Below are 16,966 nucleotides of genomic sequence, written 5' to 3'. Positions count from 1 at the left end.
GTGACAACGTGTCGGTCACCGTCGAGCTGATCTCGCCGATCGCCATGGACGAAGGCCTGCGCTTCGCGATCCGCGAAGGCGGCCGTACCGTCGGCGCCGGCGTCGTCGCCAAGGTGATGGGCTGACGAGACCCCGGAGGCCCGGAACCCCGGTTCCAGCGGCCTCCGGACCCGCTTTGCGGCCCCTGCCGGACAATGTTCCGGCAGGGGCCGCGGCGTTTTCCCGGCGGCGCCGGACGGTGCTTCAGGGGCGACGCGAAGAACTGCGCGCAGGGCGTCGAAAGTGTCTCGACAAGTCGGACATGACGCGCTAGAAGGATGGCCCGTCCGCACCTGCGGGCGACGGCGATCCTTGTCTGCCGAACCGGGCCTTGTCTGCCGAACCGGGCACCTTACGGCGTCGATCGTAGGGCAGGCCTTCAGGAAGGCGGGCCGTGATCTTTGAAGGGCACGTCGCATCGGCCGGTCCGGTGTGTCGTGCGGCGGTGGAGGAGTGTAGCTCAATGGTAGAGCACCGGTCTCCAAAACCGGGGGCTGGGGGTTCGAGTCCCTCCACTCCTGCCAACCTCTCCGCCGCGCGTTCGTGACCCCGACCCAGAGCCGCCCGGGCTGACCGGCGGCAGATCCGGAACAGAGTAGCCATGGCCAAGACTTCCCCCGGCGAGTTCGTGCGGCAGGTTCGTCAGGAGGCGCGCCGCGTCACCTGGCCGACCCGCAAGGAAACGCTGATCACCACCGCCACCGTGTTCGTGATGGCGTTCGTCGCGGCGATCTTCTTCTTCGTCGCCGACCAGGTGATCGCCTGGGGCGTTCGGCTGATCCTCGGCCTCGGCGCCTGACCTGAACGAGGAGCCGGCACCATGATCAGCAACTGGTACATCATCCACGTCTACTCGGGCTTCGAGAAGAAGGTGGCGCAGTCGATCCGCGAACAGGCCGCCCGCAAGGGCATGGAAGGCCTGATCGAAGAGGTCCTGGTGCCGTCGGAAGACGTGGTCGAGGTCCGCCGCGGCGTGAAGGTCAACACCGAGCGCAAGTTCTTCCCCGGCTATGTGCTGGTGAAGATGCAGCTGACCGACGACACCTGGCATCTGGTCAAGGACACGCCGAAGGTCACCGGGTTCCTGGGCGGCGGCGGCTCGCGCCCCGTGCCGATCACCCAGGCGGAAGCCGACCGGATCATCAATCAGGTGAAGGAAGGCGTCGAGCGCCCCAAGCCGTCGATCAGCTTCGAGATCGGCGAGCAGGTGCGGGTGGCCGACGGTCCGTTCACCTCGTTCAACGGTGTGGTCGAGGATGTCGACGACGAGCGGGCTCGCCTGAAGGTGGCCGTTTCGATCTTCGGCCGCTCGACCCCGGTCGAACTGGAATTCTCTCAGGTCGAAAAGGTCTGAGACATCAAGGCTTCGGGCGAAGCCGGCCTCTTCAGGGCCGGCTTCGCCCGCATCCGTTCCGGCATCCGCCGGGCGGATGCAGCCCGCAGCTCCGGAGCCGGTGACGGCACGGGCGATCGCGGGTGGTGCCGGCGGGAGGCCTTGCCAGGGCCGCCACCGCCGCCCCGTCTGAATGGAAGGGTCTGAACATGGCAAAGAAGATTACCGGCTATATCCGGCTTCAGGTGCCGGCCGGTAAGGCGAACCCGTCGCCGCCGATCGGTCCCGCGCTCGGTCAGCGCGGCCTGAACATCATGGAGTTCTGCAAGGCGTTCAACGCGCAGACCCAGGGTATGGAAGTCGGCATGCCGATCCCGGTGGTCATCACGGCCTACCAGGACCGCAGCTTCACCTTCATCATGAAGAAGCCGCCGGTTTCGTACTACATCAAGAAGGCCGCGGGCATCTCCAAGGGCGGTGCCACCCCCGGCAAGGCCCAGTCCGGTTCCATCACCCTCGAGCAGATCGCCAAGATCGCCGAGGACAAGATGGTCGATCTGAACGCGAACGACCTGGACGGCGCGATTCAGATGGTGAAGGGCTCGGCCCGGTCCATGGGCCTCGTGGTGGTGGAGTAATCGGATGGCGTTCCACGGCAAGCGACTGAAGCAGGCCCGCGCGACCGTCGATCGCGAGAAGCTCTACGGCCTTGACGAGGCGGTGGCGCTGGTGAAGGCCAATGCCGGCGCGAAGTTCGACGAGACCGTCGAAATCTCGGTCGGCCTGGGCGTCGATCCGCGTCACGCCGACCAGATGGTCCGTGGCGTGGTGCAGCTGCCCAACGGCACCGGCAAGAGCGTGCGCGTGGCGGTCTTCGCCCGCGGCGACAAGGCCGAAGAGGCCCGTGCGGCCGGCGCCGAAGTGGTGGGTGCGGAAGATCTGGCCGAAGAGATCCTCGGCGGCAAGATCGATTTCGAGCGCGCCATCGCGACCCCGGACCTCATGCCGGTGGTGGGTCGTCTGGGCCGCGTGCTCGGCCCCCGCGGCCTGATGCCGAACCCGAAGCTCGGCACCGTCACCCCGAACGTCGCCGATGCGGTCAAGGCCGCCAAGGCCGGCCAGGTTGAATTCCGCGTCGAAAAGGCCGGTATCATCCATGGCGGCGTCGGCAAGGCGAGCTTCTCGGAGACCGCCCTGGTCGAGAACATCCGCGCCTTCGTGGATGCGCTGATCAAGGCGAAGCCGTCGGGTGCCAAGGGCACCTACCTGAAGAAGCTGGCGCTCAGCTCGACCATGGGTCCGGGCGTGCGCGTCGACGTTGCCGAGATCACCCAGCCGGGTGGCCAGGGCAACGCGGCCTGACTTCAAGACCTTCATCCGGCCGGCGGGTTCCCGCGGGCCGGATGACTGAAGACCGTCCTGTCCGAGACGGCAGGTGTGCCGGACCCCCGGTTCCGACCGGAGCGCCCGGCATTTAATGGATCCCCCGGGATCCGCCTGTCCAGACGGCGAGCAATCGATCCGGTGCGGCGTCTTGCCGGTCCGGACGGTTCGCAGACTCGCGGCAGGTGCGGACGGCACCCCGAGGGTTCCCGGCCCGGCCGGAAACCAGAGGCGGTGCCACCGAGCCGCGATGCGGCGTCCCCCCTTATCCGGGGGAGCCGGCGCGTCGCATGGTAACCCACACGCGGAGACGAACCGTGGATCGTGCAAGCAAGGAAGAGCTGGTCGCAGAACTGCGCCAGTCCTTCACGTCCGCGGGCGTCGTGGTGGTGACCCATTACCGGGGTCTGACGGTGGCCGAGTCCACCCAGCTCCGGATCGGGATGCGCGAGGTTGGCGCGTCCTTCAAGGTCACCAAGAACACGCTCGCCCGTCTGGCACTCCAGGGGACGGCTTTCGAGGGGATCATCCCGCTGTTCAACGGCCCGACCGCCATTGCGGTGTCGTCGGATCCGGTGGCGGCGGCCAAGGCCACGATGAAGTTCGCCAAGACCAACGAGAAGCTCGTTGTTCTGGGCGGCGGCATCATCGGTCAGACCCTCGACGCCAACGGCATCAAGGCCCTTGCGGACCTGCCGTCGCTCGACGAACTGCGCGGCAAGCTCATCGGCGTCCTTCAGGCGCCCGCGAGCCGCATCGTCGGCGTGCTGCAGGCCCCCGGCGGCCAGCTGGCCCGTGTCCTCAAGGCCTATGCCGAGAAGGACCAGGCCGCCTGACCCCAGGCTGCCCACCCCTCGGACCAAACCCATCATCGAAGGCCCGCCCGACCCAGGGCACCGGTTGGTGGCACGGCAGATGCCGGCCCGTGACCGGACCCCGCGCGGGCCGACCCGGATCGAAGTTCAGGAGCTACTACAATGGCCGATCTCGCCCGCCTGGTTGACGAGCTGTCCGCCCTCACCGTTATCGAGGCCGCCGAGCTCTCGAAGATGCTCGAAGAGAAGTGGGGCGTCTCCGCCGCCGCTCCGGTCGCCGTGGCTGCCGCCGGTGGCGCCGCCGAGGCTGCCGCCCCGGTCGAGGAGAAGACCGAGTTCGACGTGATCCTCGCCGATGCCGGCGAGAAGAAGATCAACGTCATTAAGGAAGTCCGTGCGATCACGGGCCTTGGCCTGAAGGAAGCCAAGGACCTGGTCGAGGGCGCGCCGAAGCCGGTGAAGGAAGGCGTGACCAAGGACGAAGCCGAGGCGATGAAGAAGAAGCTGGAAGAGGCCGGTGCGAAGGTCGAAGTGAAGTAATTCACCCGACCCGACGCATCGCTCGACCGAGCGATCCGCCGCGACGCCCAAGGGTGTCGCGGCAGCTGCGCCGCCCGACCCCGGTTCGCCCGGGGGCGGGCGGCGTCGCCTTGCCGGGAGGATCCTTCGGTGGCATCGCCGCCGGGGGCGCGACGGGCAGGGCCGTGTGGCCGGCGGGCCGGACCATCGATCGCCGCCGTGATGGGCGCGGCCATGTGCTGCAACAAAAATCTTCCCATCCGCCTCGCTTTCGGATATGGTCACAGGCTCGCAAGTGGTGACGGGCAGCTTTGGCTCCGCGACAGGCTGGACACACGCAACTACTTACGGGTTTCATCGGGCGTCATGCAGGATCCGGCATGGCGCCGCAACCGCATGTGTATGTGGCTGGATCGGACGCGTCTTCGGGTGTGTGGATTTCAGACGGATATGCAGGCGATCGTCCCTCGGCGGAAGGATGCGATCCCGTCATGGACGGGCACGCAGCAGGACGTGAACGACGGATGGCTGGTCGGCTCATCGCAGCGCGCGACGCGCGCGGGCGGAGTGCCGGCCGTTTTCGTCGAAACGTCCGACTTCACCGGCGCGTCGGCAGCCGGTGGCCTGGGGCGGTGAGTGCGGGATCGACTGTCTGAGGACCGGCTCCGGTGAATGCCGGGGGTCCTGCAGGCGGGGCGGGCGCATGAATTGACGGCGCCGACGCCGTTAGAAAAACGGTTCGAGAGGAACGACGATGGCATACTCGTTTACGGGTCGCAAGCGCGTTCGGAAGAGCTTCGGTCGCATCCCCGAAGTCACGACGCTGCCGAACCTGATCGAGGTCCAGAAGAAGTCGTACGACCAGTTCCTTCAGCTCGACGCCGATCCGGCCCAGCGCCCGGATAGCGGTCTGCAGGGCGTGTTCAAGTCGGTTTTTCCGATCAAGGACTTTTCCGACCGCGCGACTCTCGAGTTCGTGCGCTATGAACTCGAGACCCCGAAGTTCGACGTCGAGGAATGCCAGCAGCGCGGCATGACCTTCGCCGCGCCGCTGAAGGTCACGCTGCGTCTGGTCGTGTGGGACATCGACGAAGACACCGGCGCCCGGTCGATCCGCGACATCAAGGAGCAGGACGTCTACATGGGCGACATGCCGCTCATGACGGACAAGGGCACCTTCATCGTCAACGGCACCGAGCGCGTCATCGTCAGCCAGATGCACCGCTCGCCGGGCGTCTTCTTCGACCATGACCGCGGCAAGACCCATGCCTCGGGCAAGCTGCTCTACGCCGCCCGGATCATCCCCTATCGCGGCTCGTGGCTCGATTTCGAGTTCGACGCCAAGGATCTGGTCTATGTGCGCATCGACCGTCGCCGCAAGCTGCCGGCGACCACGCTGCTGCGCGCGCTCGGCTATGACAACGAGCAGATCCTCTCGACCTTCTACGCCACGATCACCTACGAGCAGAACGACAAGGGCTGGCAGACGCCCTTCGTCGAAGACCGCCTGCGCGGCATCAAGCTCGCCCGCGACCTGATCGACGCCGATACCGGCGAGGTCGTCGCCGAGGCCGGCAAGAAGCTGGCGCCGCGGGTGATCCGCAAGCTGGTCGAAAGCGGCCTGCGCGCCTTCGTGGTGGCGCCGGAAGACCTGATCGGCGCCTATGCCGGCGAGGACGTGATCGACGAGACCACCGGCGAGGTCCTTATCGAGGCCGGTGACGAGATCACCGCCGAGCATCTGGTGAAGCTGGAGGAGCTGGGCATCACCCGGCTGCCGACGCTGGCGATCGACCACATCAATGTGGGCGCCTATATGCGCAACACGCTGATGCTGGACCGCACCGACACCCGCGACGAAGCGCTCATGAACATCTACCGGGTGATGCGCCCGGGTGAGCCGCCGACCCCCGAGACCGCCGAGGCCCTGTTCGAGAGCCTGTTCTTCGACAGCGAGCGCTACGACCTCTCGGCCGTCGGTCGCGTGAAGATGAACATGCGTCTCGGCCTCGACACCGACGACAGCGTGCGGGTGCTGCGCCGCGAGGACATCCTCTCGGTCATCAAGACCCTGGTCGACCTGAAGGACGGCAAGGGCGAGATCGACGACATCGACCATCTCGGCAACCGCCGCGTCCGGTCGGTCGGCGAGCTGATGGAGAACCAGTACCGCATCGGTCTGCTGCGCATGGAGCGCGCGATCAAGGAGCGTATGGGCTCGGTCGACATCGAGTCGGTCATGCCCCACGACCTGATCAATGCGAAGCCGGCGGCGGCGGCGGTGCGCGAGTTCTTCGGCTCTTCGCAGCTGTCGCAGTTCATGGACCAGACCAACCCGCTGTCGGAAATCACCCATAAGCGCCGCCTGTCGGCGCTTGGCCCGGGCGGTCTGACCCGCGAGCGGGCGGGCTTCGAGGTCCGCGACATCCATCCCACGCATTACGGCCGCATCTGCCCGATCGAGACGCCGGAAGGCCCGAATATCGGTCTGATCAACAGCCTGGCCACCTATGCGCGGGTGAACAAATACGGCTTCATCGAAAGCCCCTATCGCAAGGTGGTCGACGGCCGCGTCACCGACGAGGTCGTGTACCTCTCGGCGATGGAAGAGGGCCGCTACACCATCGCGCAGGCCAATGCCGATCTCGATGCCGAAGGCCGCTTCGTCAACGAGCTGGTGACCTGCCGCGAGATGGGCGAGTTCGTCATGTCGCCGCGCGAGCAGATCACCCATATCGACGTGTCGCCGAAGCAGCTGGTTTCGGTTGCGGCCTCGCTGATCCCGTTCCTTGAGAACGACGACGCGAACCGCGCGCTGATGGGCTCGAACATGCAGCGTCAGGCGGTGCCGCTGGTCCGTGCCGAGGCGCCGCTGGTCGGCACCGGCATCGAGCCGGTGGTGGCACGCGACTCGGGCGTGGCGCTGGCCGCAAAGCGCGGCGGCGTGGTCGACCAGGTCGACGCCACCCGCATCGTGATCCGCGTGACCGACGGCGACGGCGCCACCAACGGCGTCGACATCTACAAGCTGTCGAAGTTCCAGCGGTCGAACCAGAACACCTGCATCAACCAGCGTCCGCTGGTGAAGGTGGGTGACCGGATCCAGGCCGGCGACATCATCGCCGACGGCCCGTCGACCGAGCTGGGCGACCTCGCCCTCGGCCGGAACGTGCTCGTCGCGTTCATGCCGTGGATGGGCTACAACTTCGAGGACTCGATCCTCATCTCGGAACGCATCGTCTCGGACGACGTGTTCACCTCGATCCATATCGAGGAATTCGAGGTGATGGCCCGCGACACGAAGCTGGGGCCTGAGGAAATCACCCGCGACATCCCGAATGTCGGTGAGGAAGGCCTCCGCAATCTCGACGAGGCCGGCATCACCTATATCGGTGCCGAGGTGAAGGCGGGCGACATTCTGGTCGGCAAGGTCACGCCGAAGGGCGAAAGCCCGATGACGCCGGAAGAGAAGCTGCTCCGCGCCATCTTCGGCGAGAAGGCCGCGAATGTCCGCGACACCTCGCTGCGCGTGCCGCCGGGTGTGACCGGCACCGTCGTCGAAGTGCGGGTGTTCTCGCGCCGCGGCGTCGACAAGGACCAGCGCGCCCTGGCGATCGAGCGGGAAGAGATCGACCGTCTGGCCAAGGACCGCGACGACGAGCGCGCGATCCTGGAGCGCAACGCCTATCGCCAGCTCCGCGACCTGCTCGACGGTCAGAAGATCGTCGGCGGCCCGCGCGGCATCAAGGCGGGCGAGGTGGTGACCGACGAGGTGCTCTCGTCCTTCACCCGCGGTCAGTGGTGGCAGATCGCCATCGCCGACGAGGCTCGCATGGCCGATATCGAGGCGGTGAAGAAGCAGCTCGACCAGCGGGTCGATCAGCTTCAGAAGCGCTTCGAGAACAAGGTCGAGAAGCTGCAGCGCGGCGACGAGCTGCCGCCCGGCGTGCTCAAGATGGTCAAGGTCTTCATCGCCGTGAAGCGCAAGCTTCAGCCGGGCGACAAGATGGCCGGCCGTCACGGCAACAAGGGCGTCATCTCGCGCATCATGCCGATCGAGGACATGCCGTATCTGGAAGACGGCGGCAATGTCGACATCGTGCTGAACCCGCTGGGCGTGCCGAGCCGCATGAATGTCGGGCAGATCCTCGAGACGCATCTGGGCTGGGCTTCGGCCGGGCTCGGCCGCAAGATCGGCAAGATCGTCGAGGAGATGGACCGCGGCAAGACCATGGACGACCTGCGTGCCTATCTGCGTCAGGTCTATGAACGGGAAGACGACTGCCGCGAGATCGACGGCATGTCGGATGCCGAGGTGCTGGAGCTGGCGCGCAATCTGAAGCGCGGCGTGCCGATGGCGACCCCGGTCTTCGACGGTGCCAACGAAGGCGACGTCGTGCGGATGCTGGAAGAAGCCGGGCTCGACCATTCCGGTCAGGTCCAGCTGATCGACGGCCGCACGGGTGAGCCCTTCGACCGCAAGGTGACCGTGGGCTACATCTACATGCTGAAGCTCCACCACCTGGTCGACGACAAGATCCACGCCCGGTCCATCGGCCCCTACAGCCTGGTCACCCAGCAGCCGCTGGGCGGTAAGGCGCATTTCGGCGGTCAGCGTTTCGGTGAAATGGAGGTGTGGGCGCTCCAGGCCTATGGTGCCGCCTACACGCTGCAGGAAATGCTGACGGTGAAGTCCGACGACGTGTCGGGCCGGACCAAGATCTACGAGGCGATCGTCAAGGGCGACGATACCTTCGAGGCCGGCATCCCCGAGAGCTTCAACGTTCTCGTGAAGGAAATCCAGGCACTCGGCCTCGACGTCGAACTGGTCCGTAACGACTGACGCCATCGGCCCGGCCGATCTCCGGCGCGGCGGATGGATATGGCTGCCATATCCGTCCGCCGCGCCGTCCGCACTCCGCAGACCTTGCGGAAGACGCGCTAAGGGAGAGCGACTTTCCCATGAACAACGACGTGCTCAATCTGTTCGGCTTCGGTTCGGGGGCGCAGTCCTTCGATGCGATCCGCATCTCCATCGCCAGCCCGGAGAAGATCCGGTCCTGGTCGTATGGCGAGGTCAAGAAGCCCGAGACGATCAACTACCGCACGTTCAAGCCGGAGCGCGACGGCCTGTTCTGCGCACGCATTTTCGGTCCGATCAAGGACTACGAATGCCTGTGCGGCAAGTACAAGCGCATGAAGCATCGCGGCATCGTCTGCGAGAAGTGCGGCGTCGAGGTCATTCAGGCCAAGGTGCGTCGTGAACGCATGGGCCATATCGAACTGGCCTCGCCGGTCGCGCATATCTGGTTCCTGAAGTCGCTGCCCTCGCGCATCGGCCTTCTGCTCGACATGACGCTGAAGGACATCGAGCGGGTTCTCTATTTCGAGAACTACGTGGTGATGGAGCCGGGCCTCACGCCGCTCAAGCAGCACCAGCTGCTGACGGAAGAGCAGTTCATGCGTGCGCAGGAGGAATACGGCCCGGACGCCTTCCAGGCGGGTATCGGCGCCGAAGCCATCCGCGACATGCTGAAGCAGCTCGATCTCGATCGCGAGAGCGATGAGATGCGCACCGAGCTGGTCGAGACCTCGTCGGAAGCCAAGCGCAAGAAGCTGGTCAAGCGGCTGAAGCTGCTCGAATCCTTCATCGAGTCCGAGAATCGTCCCGAGTGGATGATCCTGGAAGTCGTGCCCGTCATCCCGCCGGACCTGCGCCCGCTGGTGCCGCTGGACGGTGGCCGCTTCGCGACCTCGGACCTGAACGACCTCTATCGCCGCGTCATCAACCGCAACAACCGCCTGAAGCGTCTGCTCGAACTGCGCGCGCCCGACATCATCGTGCGCAACGAGAAGCGCATGCTGCAGGAAGCGGTGGATGCGCTGTTCGACAACGGCCGTCGCGGCCGCGTCATCACCGGCGCCAACAAGCGTCCGCTGAAGTCGCTGTCCGACATGCTGAAGGGCAAGCAGGGCCGGTTCCGTCAGAACCTGCTCGGCAAGCGCGTCGACTATTCGGGTCGTTCGGTCATCGTGGTGGGCCCGGAGCTGAAGCTCCACCAGTGCGGCCTGCCCAAGAAGATGGCGCTCGAACTCTTCAAGCCGTTCATCTACTCGAAGCTCGAACTCTATGGCCTCGCCACCACCATCAAGGCGGCGAAGCGCATGGTGGAGAAAGAGCGCCCCGAGGTCTGGGACGTGCTCGACGAAGTCATCCGCGAGCATCCGGTGTTCCTGAACCGCGCGCCGACCCTGCACCGCCTCGGCATCCAGGCTTTCGAGCCGGTGCTGATCGAGGGCAAGGCGATCCAGCTGCACCCGCTGGTCTGCGCGGCCTTCAACGCCGACTTCGACGGCGACCAGATGGCGGTGCATGTGCCGCTGTCGATCGAGGCGCAGCTTGAAGCCCGCGTGCTCATGATGTCGACCAACAACATCCTGAGCCCCGCGAACGGCAAGCCGATCATCGTGCCGTCGCAGGACATCGTCCTCGGCCTCTACTACCAGACCCAGATCGGCGAGAACGAGCTGGGCGAGGGCATGGTGTTCGCCGATGTGGGCGAGATCGACCAGGCGCTCGACGCCGGCGTCGTCAGCCTGCATGCCAAGATCCGCTGCCGCTACCGCACGGTGGACGACGACAACAACCCGATCACGGTGATGGTGGATGCGACCCCGGGCCGCATGCTGCTCTCCGAGATCCTGCCGCGGAACCCCAAGATCAAGTTCGACCTGATCAACCGGGTTCTGACCAAGAAAGAGATCACCAACGTCATCGACGCCGTCTACCGCCACTGCGGTCAGAAGGAAACGGTGATCTTCTGCGACCGGCTGATGGCGCTCGGCTTCCGCCGTGCGGCGCGCGCCGGCATCTCGTTCGGCAAGGACGACATGATCGTCCCCGACGAGAAGGCGGAGCTGGTGGCCGTCACCACCGAAGAGGTGAAGCAGTACGAGACCCAGTACCAGGAGGGTCTCATCACCAAGGGTGAAAAGTACAACAAGGTCGTCGACGCCTGGGCGAAGTGCACCGACCAGGTCGCGGACGCCATGATGCGCGTCATCTCGGGTCAGGGTCAGGCGGGCATGGCCAAAAGCCCCCGCCACATGAACTCGATCTACATGATGGCCCATTCCGGCGCCCGTGGTTCGGCGGCCCAGATGAAGCAGCTTGCGGGCATGCGGGGCCTGATGGCCAAGCCCTCGGGCGAGATCATCGAGACGCCGATCATCTCGAACTTCAAGGAAGGCCTGTCGGTGCTCGAGTACTTCAACTCGACGCACGGTGCCCGTAAGGGCCTGGCCGACACGGCGCTGAAGACCGCGAACTCGGGTTATCTCACCCGCCGTCTCGTCGACGTGGCGCAGGACTGCGTCATCACCGAGGAAGATTGCGGGACCGAGCAGGGCCTGATGACCCGTGCCGTCATCGACGGCGGCGTGGTGATCGAGACCCTGGCCGATCGTATCCTGGGCCGGACCGCCGCCGAGGCGGTGACCCATCCCACGACCGGCGAGGTCGTGGTGGCTGCCGGCGAGCTGATCGACGAGGCGGTGGTCGAGCGGGTCGACGAGGCCGGCGTCGAAGCCATCCGCATCCGCTCGGTGCTGACCTGCGAGAGCGGCCACGGCGTCTGCGCGGCCTGCTATGGTCGCGATCTGGCGCGCGGCACGCGGGTGAATATTGGCGAGGCGGTCGGCGTCATCGCGGCGCAGTCGATCGGCGAGCCGGGCACGCAGCTGACCATGCGGACCTTCCATATCGGCGGTGCGGCGCAGCGCGGCGCGGTCGTCTCCAGCATCGAGGCCAATTACGAAGGCCGCGTGCAGCTGGTGAACCGCAATGTGGTGCGCGACAGCCAGGGCGCCCTGGTCGTCATGTCCCGCAATCTCGAAGTCGTCCTCCTTGCCGAGGACGGCCGCGAGAAGGCGCGGCACAAGGTGCCCTATGGTGGTCGTCTGTTCGTGGACGAGGGCCAGATGGTCACCGCCGGTCAGCGTCTGGCGGATTGGGACCCGTATACGGTGCCGATCATCACCGAAACCAGCGGTGTGGCGCATTACGTCGACCTGGTCGACGGCATCTCGCTGCTGGAACGGATGGACGAGGCCACCGGTATCGCCAACAAGGTCGTCATCGACTGGCGCCAGCAGCCCCGTGGCGCGGATCTGCGCCCGCGGATCACGCTGCGCGACAGCCAGGGCGAGGTCCTGACCCTGCCGAACGGCATGGAAGCCCGCTATTTCATGAGCGTGGATGCCGTGCTGTCGGTGGAGAATGGCCAGCAGGTGAACGCAGGTGACGTTCTGGCGCGTATCCCGCGCGAGAGCAGCAAGACCCGCGACATCACCGGTGGTCTGCCGCGCGTCGCGGAACTGTTCGAGGCCCGCAAGCCCAAGGATCATGCGGTCATCGCCGAGATCCAGGGCAAGGTCGAGTTCGGCCGCGACTACAAGAGCAAGCGCCGCATCCTGATCGTGCCGGACGAGGCGGATCAGGAGCCGCGCGAGTACCTGGTCCCGAAGGGCAAGCACCTGACGGTCCAGGAGGGTGACTATGTCCGCCGCGGCGACCTGCTGATGGACGGCAACCCGGTGCCCCACGACATCCTGCGCGTGCTGGGTGTCGAGGAGCTGGCCTCCTACCTGATCAACGAGATCCAGGAGGTCTACCGGCTGCAGGGCGTGAAGATCAACGACAAGCACATCGAGGTGATCGTTCGCCAGATGCTGCAGAAGGTCGAGATCCTGGATCCGGGCGACACCACCTTCCTGCTCGGCGAGCAGGTCGACCGGTTCGAGTTCGACCAGATCAACGCCAAGGTCCGGCAGCGCAATGCCGAGCGTCTGGCGTCGGAAGGCGGCGAGCGTCAGCCCGACATGCGCGAGGCGAAGGCCGAGCCGGTGCTCCAGGGCATCACCAAGGCCTCGCTGCTGACCCGGTCGTTCATCTCGGCGGCGTCGTTCCAGGAGACCACCCGCGTGCTCACCGAGGCGGCGACCGCCGGCAAGATGGACACGCTGGACGGCCTGAAGGAGAACGTCATCGTCGGCCGGCTGATCCCGGCCGGCACCGGTGCCGCCGTGAACCGGCTGAAGTCGATCGCGGCCAACCGCGACAAGGCCCTGCTCGGCAACGAGGACGGCGACGAGACGGCGCTGGAAAGCTCCGCCGACGTGCCGGGCGCTGCGGAGTAACCCTGCAGGCCAGGACGCCCCGGACGACACCGCGGCCCTGTTGCTGCCCTTCGAGGGGCGGCAACAGGGCCGTCGGCGTTTGAGGGGGCGGGGCCGGGGGGAGGCCGGGGCATGCAGATGATGCAGGTCCGCTACCCGCCCCGGAGGTACGGGTCCTCGCTTTTCGCGGGAATCCTGCAGGATTCCGCAGAGTCCCGCGGGATTCCCCGACGGGCCGGAAACCCTTGCGTGTCAAGCCTTTTGGGGTTGACGGGGGGAGGGGCCACAACTAGTATGCGCGCTCACTTCGGGGGCTGGTGTGCGGACCCCCATGGGCGGGCGCGTCCATGCCGCACGGACATCCGGTCCCCTCCATGCCGTAGGGGCCGGCGAAAACAGCCCCCGGAAGGTAAAGCCTTTCCCGAGCCGGCATTTGTGCCGTTGGCGGGAAAGGGGCTTTGCCCTCCGACGGTTTTTGTGTGGACGCAGGGTCGCAAACCCTGCAGCCCAAGTTTGACGGGATCGATTGGATGCCCACGATCAATCAGCTGATCCGCAAGCCGCGCCTCGCGCCGGTGGATCGCAACAAGGTGCCGGCCCTCGAGGCGTGCCCCCAGAAGCGTGGTGTCTGCACCCGCGTGTACACGACCACCCCGAAGAAGCCGAACTCGGCGCTTCGTAAGGTCGCCCGCGTGCGTCTGACCAACAGCTTCGAAGTCACCAGCTACATTCCGGGCGAAGGTCACAACCTTCAGGAGCACTCGGTGGTGCTGATCCGTGGCGGCCGCGTGAAGGACCTTCCGGGCGTGCGCTACCACATCCTCCGCGGCACGCTGGACACCCAGGGCGTCAAGAACCGTCGTCAGCGTCGTTCGAAGTACGGCGCCAAGCGGCCGAAGTGATCCGGCCGTCAAGGAGAGGTTGATCCATGTCCCGTCGTCATGCCGCTGAAAAGCGCCAGGTTCTCCCGGATCCGAAGTTCGGCGATGCCGTCGTCAGCAAGTTCATGAACGTGCTGATGTATGATGGCAAGAAGTCGGTCGCGGAAGCGATCGTCTACGGCGCCTTCGATCTGATCGAGCAGAAGACCCGTCAGGAAGGCCTCCGCGTCTTCCACGAGGCGCTCGAGAACGTGCGCCCGGCGGTCGAGGTGAAGAGCCGCCGCGTCGGTGGCGCCACCTATCAGGTCCCGGTCGAGGTCCGCCCCGATCGCGCCCAGGCCCTGGCCATCCGCTGGCTGATCACCGCCGCCCGGAACCGTTCCGAGAACACGGCGGTGGAGCGTCTGGCCGGCGAACTGCTCGATGCCGCGCAGAGCCGTGGCACCGCAATCAAGAAGCGTGAAGACACCCACCGCATGGCGGACGCCAACAAGGCGTTCTCGCACTATCGCTGGTAACGGGTCGGCCGTCTCTTAGAAACCCCAGCTTCCTGGACGCGAACATGGCACGCACGACGCCCATCGAGGCCTACCGCAACATCGGCATCATGGCGCACATCGATGCCGGTAAGACGACGACGACCGAGCGCATCCTCTATTACACCGGCCGGTCCCACAAGATCGGTGAGGTGCACGAGGGTGCGGCCACGATGGACTGGATGGAGCAGGAGCAGGAGCGCGGCATCACCATCACGTCGGCCGCGACGACCTGCTTCTGGAACAACCACCGCATCAACATCATCGACACCCCGGGCCACGTCGACTTCACCATCGAGGTGGAGCGTTCGCTCCGCGTTCTCGACGGCGCGGTCGCGGTGTTCGACAGTGTCGCGGGCGTCGAGCCCCAGTCGGAGACGGTGTGGCGGCAGGCGGACAAGTACCGCGTGCCGCGCATCTGCTTCGTCAACAAGATGGACCGCATGGGCGCCAACTTCTACCGCTGCGTCGACATGATGGTCGACCGGCTGGGCGCCAACCCGCTGGTTCTGAGCCTGCCGATCGGCTCCGAGTCGGAATATGTCGGCATCGTCGACCTGGTGAAGATGAAGGCGGTCGTCTGGAAGGACGAGAGCCTCGGCGCCGAGTTCGAAGAGCGTGACATCCCGGCCGATCTCGCCGACCGCGCCGAAGAGTACCGCCAGAAGCTGGTCGAGACGGCCGTCGAGGCCGACGACGAGGTGATGGAGGCCTATCTCGAGGGCAACGAGCCGGACGTCGCCACCCTGAAGCGCTGCATCCGCAAGGGCACGCTGGCGCGTCAGTTCGTCCCCGTGATCAACGGTTCGGCGTTCAAGAACAAGGGCGTGCAGCCCCTGCTCGACGCCGTGATCGACTTCCTGCCCTCGCCGGTCGACGTCCCCTCCGTCCGCGGCACCGCCGTCGACGATCCGGAGACCACGCTGGTCCGCGAGAGCAAGGACGAGGCGCCCTTCTCGGCGCTGGCCTTCAAGATCATGTCGGACCCCTTCGTCGGCTCGCTGACCTATATCCGCGTCTATTCGGGTGTGGTCGAGAGCGGCTCCTACGTGCTGAACACCGTGAAGGGTGATCGCGAGCGCGTCGGCCGCATGCTGCTGATGCATGCGAACAGCCGCGAGGACGTCAAGGAAGCCCGCGCCGGCGATATCGTGGCGCTCTGCGGCATGAAGGGCACCACCACCGGTGACACCCTCTGCGCCTCGGATGCCAAGATCATCCTGGAGCGCATGGAGTTCCCGGATCCGGTGATCGAGGTCGCGGTCGAGCCGAAGACCAAGAGCGACCAGGAGAAGATGGGCCTCGCCCTGTCGCGTCTGGCGCAGGAGGATCCGTCCTTCCGCGTGTCGACCGACGAGGAAAGCGGCCAGACCGTGATCAAGGGCATGGGCGAGCTCCATCTCGAGATCATCGTCGATCGCATGCGCCGCGAGTTCAAGGTCGAGGCGAATGTCGGTCAGCCGCAGGTGGCCTATCGCGAGCGCTTCGGCCAGGCGGTCGAGGTCGACTACACCCACAAGAAGCAGACCGGCGGTTCGGGCCAGTTCGCGCGGGTGAAGCTGAAGTTCGAGCCCGTCGAGGGCGAGGAAGGCTTCGCGTTCGAGAACAAGGTCGTCGGCGGCTCGGTTCCGCGCGAATACGTCCCCGGCGTTCAGAAGGGCATCGAGTCCTGCCTGGGCAACGGCGTGATCGCGGGCTTCCCGGTGGTGAACCTCAAGGCCGAACTGATCGACGGCGCCTATCACGACGTCGACAGCTCGGTGCTCGCCTTCGAAATCGCGTCGCGTGCCGCGTTCCGCGAGGCCATGGGCAAGAGCCGTCCGGTCCTCCTCGAGCCGATCATGAAGGTCGAGGTCGTCACTCCGGACGAGTACATGGGCGACATCATCGGCGACCTGAACAGCCGCCGTGGTCAGGTGAGCAGCATGGACAGCCGCGGCAACGCCCGCGTCGTGAACGCCATGGTGCCGCTGGCCAGCATGTTCGGCTACGTCAACCAGCTGCGCTCGATGTCCCAGGGCCGCGCCCAGTACACGATGCAGTTCGACCATTACGAGCCGGTTCCGCAGCATCTGGCGGACGAGGTCAAGGCGAAGTACGCGGGCTGATCCGCGGATCGACGACCGGTTTGAAAAACGTTTGGAAAGACGGAGGCGAGAGCCATGGGTAAGGAAAAGTTCGAGCGCAGCAAGCCGCACGTGAACATCGGCACGATCGGTCACGTGGACCATGGCAAGACGACGCTGACGGCTGCGATCACGAAGGTTCTGGCCGAGACGGGCG

14 protein-coding genes and 1 tRNA gene are annotated in these 16,966 nt (G+C 65.9%); all 15 read left to right on the top strand.

All coding sequences use genetic code 11. From position 1 onward, the window contains the following. A partial coding sequence (locus WI697_RS27095) for an EF-Tu C-terminal domain-related protein (RefSeq protein ID WP_457853543.1) occupies window positions 1-125 on the top strand: 125 nt, incomplete at its 5' end. Between the two features lie 363 nt (window positions 126-488). Further along, window positions 489-563, top strand: a tRNA-Trp gene (locus WI697_RS27090). Window positions 564-640: 77 nt separating this feature from the next. Beyond that, entirely contained in the window at window positions 641-838 is a 198-nt protein-coding gene (gene secE / locus WI697_RS27085) for a preprotein translocase subunit SecE (RefSeq protein ID WP_014746161.1), read from the top strand. Window positions 839-859: 21 nt separating this feature from the next. Further along, window positions 860-1,393 carry a transcription termination/antitermination protein NusG gene (gene nusG / locus WI697_RS27080; protein ID WP_014746160.1) on the top strand — a complete coding sequence of 178 codons (534 nt, stop codon included), beginning with the start codon at window positions 860-862 and terminating at the stop codon, window positions 1,391-1,393. 188 nt (window positions 1,394-1,581) lie between these two features. Continuing rightward, window positions 1,582-2,010, top strand: coding sequence for a 50S ribosomal protein L11 (gene rplK, locus WI697_RS27075; protein WP_014746159.1), 429 nt, complete (start codon window positions 1,582-1,584; stop codon window positions 2,008-2,010). A 4-nt stretch (window positions 2,011-2,014) separates the two neighbouring features. Then, complete coding sequence (gene rplA, locus WI697_RS27070) at window positions 2,015-2,734, top strand: 50S ribosomal protein L1 (protein WP_014746158.1); 720 nt, start codon at window positions 2,015-2,017, stop codon at window positions 2,732-2,734. A 338-nt stretch (window positions 2,735-3,072) separates the two neighbouring features. After that, a complete protein-coding gene (gene rplJ / locus WI697_RS27065) occupies window positions 3,073-3,591 on the top strand; it encodes a 50S ribosomal protein L10 (protein ID WP_014746157.1) in 519 nt (172 codons plus the stop codon). Between the two features lie 141 nt (window positions 3,592-3,732). Further along, window positions 3,733-4,110: a 50S ribosomal protein L7/L12 gene (gene rplL / locus WI697_RS27060; protein ID WP_062761486.1), complete on the top strand. Its 378-nt coding sequence runs from the start codon at window positions 3,733-3,735 to the stop codon at window positions 4,108-4,110. A gap of 429 nt (window positions 4,111-4,539) precedes the next feature. Further along, on the top strand, window positions 4,540-4,725 hold the full coding sequence (locus tag WI697_RS27055; RefSeq protein WP_014746155.1) for an SH3 domain-containing protein: 186 nt from the start codon (window positions 4,540-4,542) through the stop codon (window positions 4,723-4,725). Window positions 4,726-4,843: 118 nt separating this feature from the next. Further along, on the top strand, window positions 4,844-8,932 hold the full coding sequence (gene rpoB, locus WI697_RS27050; RefSeq protein ID WP_062761488.1) for a DNA-directed RNA polymerase subunit beta: 4,089 nt from the start codon (window positions 4,844-4,846) through the stop codon (window positions 8,930-8,932). A gap of 119 nt (window positions 8,933-9,051) precedes the next feature. After that, window positions 9,052-13,287: a DNA-directed RNA polymerase subunit beta' gene (gene rpoC, locus WI697_RS27045; RefSeq protein ID WP_062761489.1), complete on the top strand. Its 4,236-nt coding sequence runs from the start codon at window positions 9,052-9,054 to the stop codon at window positions 13,285-13,287. Between the two features lie 509 nt (window positions 13,288-13,796). Continuing rightward, window positions 13,797-14,168 carry a 30S ribosomal protein S12 gene (rpsL, locus tag WI697_RS27040; RefSeq protein ID WP_014746152.1) on the top strand — a complete coding sequence of 124 codons (372 nt, stop codon included), beginning with the start codon at window positions 13,797-13,799 and terminating at the stop codon, window positions 14,166-14,168. Between the two features lie 26 nt (window positions 14,169-14,194). Next, window positions 14,195-14,665: a 30S ribosomal protein S7 gene (rpsG, locus tag WI697_RS27035; RefSeq protein WP_014746151.1), complete on the top strand. Its 471-nt coding sequence runs from the start codon at window positions 14,195-14,197 to the stop codon at window positions 14,663-14,665. Window positions 14,666-14,709: 44 nt separating this feature from the next. Further along, window positions 14,710-16,791 carry an elongation factor G gene (fusA, locus tag WI697_RS27030; RefSeq protein ID WP_062761490.1) on the top strand — a complete coding sequence of 694 codons (2,082 nt, stop codon included), beginning with the start codon at window positions 14,710-14,712 and terminating at the stop codon, window positions 16,789-16,791. A gap of 54 nt (window positions 16,792-16,845) precedes the next feature. Continuing rightward, the coding region (locus WI697_RS27025; RefSeq protein ID WP_345959305.1) for a GTP-binding protein at window positions 16,846-16,966 on the top strand (121 nt) is incomplete at its 3' end.

Source organism: Tistrella mobilis (assembly GCF_039634785.1).
GTDB classification, from domain to species: Bacteria; Pseudomonadota; Alphaproteobacteria; order Tistrellales; family Tistrellaceae; genus Tistrella; species Tistrella mobilis.
This window is presented reverse-complemented; position numbering and strand designations above follow the sequence as displayed.

Coding starts and splice junctions, on each gene's coding strand:
- secE (WP_014746161.1), top strand. CDS start 641: ATGGCCAAGACTTCCCCCGGCGAGTTCGTGCGGCAGGTTCGTCAGGAG.
- nusG (WP_014746160.1), top strand. CDS start 860: ATGATCAGCAACTGGTACATCATCCACGTCTACTCGGGCTTCGAGAAG.
- rplK (WP_014746159.1), top strand. CDS start 1,582: ATGGCAAAGAAGATTACCGGCTATATCCGGCTTCAGGTGCCGGCCGGT.
- rplA (WP_014746158.1), top strand. CDS start 2,015: ATGGCGTTCCACGGCAAGCGACTGAAGCAGGCCCGCGCGACCGTCGAT.
- rplL (WP_062761486.1), top strand. CDS start 3,733: ATGGCCGATCTCGCCCGCCTGGTTGACGAGCTGTCCGCCCTCACCGTT.
- WI697_RS27055 (WP_014746155.1), top strand. CDS start 4,540: ATGCAGGCGATCGTCCCTCGGCGGAAGGATGCGATCCCGTCATGGACG.
- rpoB (WP_062761488.1), top strand. CDS start 4,844: ATGGCATACTCGTTTACGGGTCGCAAGCGCGTTCGGAAGAGCTTCGGT.
- rpoC (WP_062761489.1), top strand. CDS start 9,052: ATGAACAACGACGTGCTCAATCTGTTCGGCTTCGGTTCGGGGGCGCAG.
- rpsL (WP_014746152.1), top strand. CDS start 13,797: ATGCCCACGATCAATCAGCTGATCCGCAAGCCGCGCCTCGCGCCGGTG.
- rpsG (WP_014746151.1), top strand. CDS start 14,195: ATGTCCCGTCGTCATGCCGCTGAAAAGCGCCAGGTTCTCCCGGATCCG.
- fusA (WP_062761490.1), top strand. CDS start 14,710: ATGGCACGCACGACGCCCATCGAGGCCTACCGCAACATCGGCATCATG.